This is a genomic window from Petralouisia muris (assembly GCF_004793545.1).
Taxonomy (GTDB): Bacteria; Bacillota; Clostridia; order Lachnospirales; family Lachnospiraceae; genus Petralouisia; species Petralouisia muris.
The window spans coordinates 1-5193 of the sequence record NZ_SRYA01000145.1; the positions used below are offsets into that span (position 1 = coordinate 1).

Annotated in this window: 5 protein-coding genes and 1 pseudogene; all 6 read right to left on the bottom strand. The window is 37.7% G+C overall.

Translation table 11 applies throughout. The features are described from left to right. Nucleotides 1–628: 628 nt before the first annotated feature. The 6 genes and pseudogenes from E5329_RS28010 to E5329_RS28035 all read right to left on the bottom strand — a co-directional run bounded on the left by E5329_RS28010 (nt 629) and on the right by E5329_RS28035 (nt 5091). Nucleotides 629–1228 (bottom strand): SPL family radical SAM protein, encoded by a 600-nt coding sequence (locus E5329_RS28010; protein ID WP_275443842.1) that lies wholly within the window; start codon nt 1226–1228, stop codon nt 629–631. A gap of 85 nt (nt 1229–1313) precedes the next feature. Then, entirely contained in the window at nt 1314–1988 is a 675-nt protein-coding gene (locus tag E5329_RS28015) for a DUF5680 domain-containing protein (protein WP_135992425.1), read from the bottom strand. A gap of 120 nt (nt 1989–2108) precedes the next feature. Then, nucleotides 2109–2903, bottom strand: a complete 795-nt coding sequence (locus tag E5329_RS28020) for an SDR family NAD(P)-dependent oxidoreductase (protein WP_135992426.1) — start codon at nt 2901–2903, stop codon at nt 2109–2111. Continuing rightward, on the bottom strand, nt 2893–3345 hold the full coding sequence (locus E5329_RS28025) for a MerR family transcriptional regulator (RefSeq protein WP_135992427.1): 453 nt from the start codon (nt 3343–3345) through the stop codon (nt 2893–2895). The genes E5329_RS28020 and E5329_RS28025 overlap by 11 nt, the downstream gene beginning before the upstream one ends. Nucleotides 3346–3583: 238 nt before the next feature. Beyond that, a pseudogene (locus E5329_RS28030) lies at nt 3584–4652 on the bottom strand (transposase). A gap of 166 nt (nt 4653–4818) precedes the next feature. Beyond that, a complete protein-coding gene (locus E5329_RS28035) occupies nt 4819–5091 on the bottom strand; it encodes a hypothetical protein (RefSeq protein ID WP_135992428.1) in 273 nt (90 codons plus the stop codon). Nucleotides 5092–5193: the final 102 nt, after the last annotated feature.

Consider the following 5193-nt stretch of genomic DNA (forward strand, 5'->3'; position numbering starts at 1 on the left):
TATTGAGACATTATAACACATCAATTAAAGGTTGTCTAATTAAAATGGATTATACTAGTGACAGCAGACTGTGATTTGTGTCCAGCTTTTTCAGATAATGCCACCGTTCTTTATCCTTGTAAAACTCTGTGCACTGTTCCCGCATAGCCGCTACTTTCTTTGATATATACTTTTCTTGGTGCGTATTTCACCGTATTTTCCTCCAATCTGAATTTTGAAAATGTAAAAATCCAGATTGGAAAGGCGGCGAACGACAGCCAACAGCGGAAACAACCCTGCGGCACAATCTGATAAAAAACGGCAAAAGAAAAACCGCAAAGGCTCTGTGACCTCTACGGTTATAAGAGATACATATTCTGTTAAGCGGAGATTTTACTTCTGGCTTCATGGTGAGAAGCAGCGTTGCATAAGCAGGAATTTTTTAACTGGCTTCCTGCCATTCCCCGATATGCTATGTATAAATCAAAACTACATTGCATGAGCAGGTAGATTACTGCCCGAAAAAAGGACATTAAAAAACCCTCCAAACTTTAAAAACAAAGTCAGAGGGTAATTGAGGTACAGCAATACAGCCCATCGAACATCGTTTTTTTTATTCAATGGACATATTTGCCTTCTCATTTTTTAACTATTGGTTATTTAATTTCTCCTTAACAAGTTTTTCATGGTAAAAGTAATTGACATAATTTAATCCCAATTCGTCACAATATGTATTGAGCAAATCAGCCAGCGTGTTCCAATATGTAATATCTTTTTCCAAATAAATTGTTTCATATTTTTCTTTTAAGTCCGGATAGTGTGTATTGATATAAGAGAGGATGCTGCTTTTATATTCCCCTCTAAGGTTCAGATTTTCAAACCAATATTCACATACATTCTCTTTCGTACTGTCAATGATGTCTTTCCATTCTGTGATATACGGAAAAATAGGAGACATAAATAAAACCGTATAAATGCCCGCATTATGTAATTTTTCTATCGCATGAAGCCTGTCTTTAATGGAACTGCCGTTATCCATATCCACCCTAAATGCGTCGTCCAAAGTATTGATTGAAAAAGCCACTTTGAGATTGGACATCCTTTTCAATAATTCTACATCCCGTAAAATAAGCGTTGATTTTGTTGAAATTGTAAGTTGGCAATCTGCATTTACAAGCTGTTCCAATATCTGTCTTGTGATGCCGTATTTCTCCTCATAAGAATTATAACAATCTGTTACAGCCGACATAAGGATTTATCACATAATCACTTGCTGGCAAATTTGATTTCGTCAGATAATCTTTCGTATTTATTTTTTGCTCTATAATATCCATCTATTGAATTACACCTCCATGAAAATAACATTCATAAATTTTTTCATCCAGATAGAAAATGTCTTCGTACCCTTGAAACCAAACAAATTCCCCATCTACTTTACAATGATAATGATAATCGCCTTTTGTATAGATTTTTGGTCCCCGATAAGGGAATTTTTCTGTAACCCGCAATAAAACTTCTTTCAAAAATCCGTTGTTAAAATTACTCCCTATAACCCGACCAGAATAATTCATGCACCAAATAGGGTTATCATAGTGCCATACCGCTTCTTCACCAGTAAATTTTTCGCCGCCTAAATATGTATCGTAATATTTATACTCATTTTCCGCATAACAAAAATCACTGGATTTCATTCTGGAAGATTGTACTTTATTTTCATTGACTGGATAAGTATTCTTTTTTGCCGAAACCAAAAAGGAAATAACTTTATTGAGGTCAATGTCCGCACTCTTGCATAATAAAATGTTGCACTCATCCTCATCTTTCACTATTCTGTCAATGGTTACGCCATATAATTCGCTTAATAATATCAAGCCATTCAATTCTGGAATTGCCTGTCCGTTTTCCCATTTGCTTACAGTCTGCCTTGCTATCCCAATCTTATCTGCCAGTTGCTCTTGAGAATAACCATTCTTTTTCCTCAGCATTTGCAATTTTTCTTCTAAATTCATATAATGTCACCTCTTAAATAACATTATATATGTTTTTTCATGGAAAACCACCACGGGAAGCAGGCAATTATGCCACCCTTAGTATACAAGAATAAACTGACCGCTAAACGTTGTTTGCATTTAGTCTGCTTGGCATTGTTTTCCTAACATCATCTTGCTAAGATAAGCAACGAATCTGTTGGGCAGGATATAAGATGACATAACAAGTATTTTGTTGTAAATTCCCGCCACGACTACAGCTTTTCTTTTCATAAGAGCTTTATAAGCAATATCAGCAACCCGTTCTGGCGACATAACAAATAACTTAAATAATAAAGTATCTTCCATGCCTGCTTTAGCGGCAAATTCTGTTTTTGTAGAGCCTGGGCATAAAGTTGTAATTGTTATGCCAGTGCCTTTGAGTTCTGCATTAATTCCTTTTGATACAGACAAAATATATGATTTCGTTGCTGCATAAACAGCATCATAGGGACATGATATGTAAGAGCCTGTTGAGCCTATATTTAAAATCTGTCCCTGTTTGTTATCCAACATTAATGGCAGAAAAAATTTCATCATATCTGTCACAAAAAACATATGCAAATGCATCATATCATGCTCTTTTTCCCTGTTTGTTTTAATAAAATTCCCAAACTCATTAAAACCTGCATTATTAACAAGCACATCAATTTTCAAATCTAATTCTTGCACTCTGTGGAATACATATTCAGCGGCTTCTGGTTTTTCCAGCGCATAAGCAATAAAAACTGATTTTATATAAAAAATCTCCGACAGATAGTTTGATAATTCTTTCAATTTATCTTCATTTCTGGCTACCAAAACCAAATTGTAGCCCTCCTGTGCAAATTTGACAGATAGAGCCTTTCCTATTCCGCTTGTGCAGCCTGTTATCAAAGCTGTTTTATTATTTTTCATATGCAATCCCTCCGAGAAGTTCTTTGAAATGTTCCCATTCCATCAGATAATCCATACATTTTTGAGACTCGGGATTTTTATCATTTAAAACTTCGTCATAAAATTCAATTTTCTTTTTTATTAGCAACAACAAATTTTGATGTGCTTTTATTTTCCCTATAATAAATGTTTCATGCTCAACTAAAATATTTTTTCGCTCTGGTATAGAGTTTTCCCCGCCATGTTTAAGGAGAGAAATATATTGTTTTATTTTGCACATCGGCATATCTGTATCCCGTAAACAACGGATTAAAAATATCCATTCAATATCTGATTCAGAATAAATTCGCCTATTCATTTCATCCCGTTCAATTTTGGGTAGCAGTCCTTCCTTTTCGTAATAAAATAATGTGTCTTTCGTAATCCCTAATTTTTGTGCTACCTCATGTGTTGTATAATTCATATGGACACCTCCTCAAATAAAAATAAACTATGGTGTGCGCTCCATGTCAATATATAAATATAACCTGAATCCGTGAGCCTAACCTCATAACTATTTTGGAGAAAACTGTTTGATGTAAATGAAAACGCATTGTTTGTTTTTTGCAAAGCAATACCCAATAATCATGCAAAAATGGCATAATTTGCAGGAGTTCCTTTATACAGAAACCCTCGGTTCAGATATTCTGTTGTCGGACGCGCTACAGGACAAAATCTTCAAAGGCATAGTGTGCATATTGGAATACTTCCCGCCAGACATTGCTCTTTCCCAGTCCTATGACCAGTTTTCGCGCGTGTTCCGTTATGTGGCGCGCGTGTTCCGTTATGTGGCGCGCCATGTTGGCCAGGTTATTGATCTCCGTCCTGCGCCTGCGGCGTTTTACCGTCCGTTTCAGACGGGGATTTCTTTTGCCGAGTGATTCCCGCCCTATCATGCGCAGTATGTTATAAGACAGTATGGCGAGCTCCAGCGCCAGCTCGTTTGTCTGAAATTTCCCGGATGGCGGACGTTCAAGATCCATGTCCGTTTTCAGTTCACTGTGAAACCGCTCGCATTCCCCATGGGCGTGATAGCAGGCGATGACATCCCTGTCGGTAAAATCCGTGTTTGTCCACCATGTGTTGACTTCAATGTCCGGGACAAGGGGAAACTGACCTTCCTGATCCATTGTGCGTTCCGTGATTTCATATCCCATGCGGATTGTTGCCCGTTTTTCCGCGCCGTCTTCCGTCTGGAAAGTAATTTCCTTCCAGTCACTTCCGATATGGACAGTTTTTCCGTTCCAGGGATGGGAGACATCTCCAGAATTTTCCTCTGACATCTTAAGCCAGTCTTCTTTGCTTTCTTTGCGGAGGTTGCGCTTAATGATGAAATGGCAGCCGTTTTCCATGAAAATCCCAATGTTTTCGGCAGAATCATTGCCTGAGTCCAGTCGAAAGAGCAACGGTTCCTCTGTCATCTGACGGCAGACGCCGATCATTTCCTTTAAAAACTCCGGGGCATCATCCATTTCATGGACGGCGTCAAAAGAGGGTTCGCCCATGCATTCCAATGTATGTCAGCATGATATCGCCATTCTTGATCCGGCGCTGCGGATGGTTACAGTCAACCTTCATTCGGCTGCAGCGTTTGACAAAATCACTTTTGCCGAGGATTGCTCAGACAACAGCAAGCCCACCGCTTGGGATAATGCGTTCATTTGTGAATTCAACGGAAATATTTTTCTCCTGGCGACCTCCGGAACTAAGTATTTTTTCTGGTTCCAGCATACCATAAGCAAAACAAAATGCTCTGATTTTTTCACCTGGCGGGTGAAAAAATCAATCCGGTAAAATCACGTATAAGCGCCGGAATTATATGGGGTTACAGAAAATAATTTGTGACAAGGCTCACGGATTCAGGTATTAGTAAATTTTATCCTTTATGAATAAAACACTAACCCAATTCATGAATTTTAGTTTTAAGTGTGTAATGCACGCCCATTGTGGATAGTGCCACAACAATGACTATTTTCAGGATGCTACCTCCTATTGTTGGATTTCTCCCAATAATAGGTTGCATCAAGCAAACCACCAATACCGCCGTTACTATAGTTGTCGAAGCCGATTTTTTAATCATTCCTACAATATACGGAATTACCGTTAATATTTCTCCAAGCAAACAAGCAATAACAACTTGAATAATTCCATAAATTAAATCTCTTGTCATTAAATCATCAGCTAACACATCAAAATATTTTTCAGCCGTATGAATATACTGGAGAGTAAAAAGTTTTAATAAAAAAGAATAACCCTTTTATGGCATTTTATG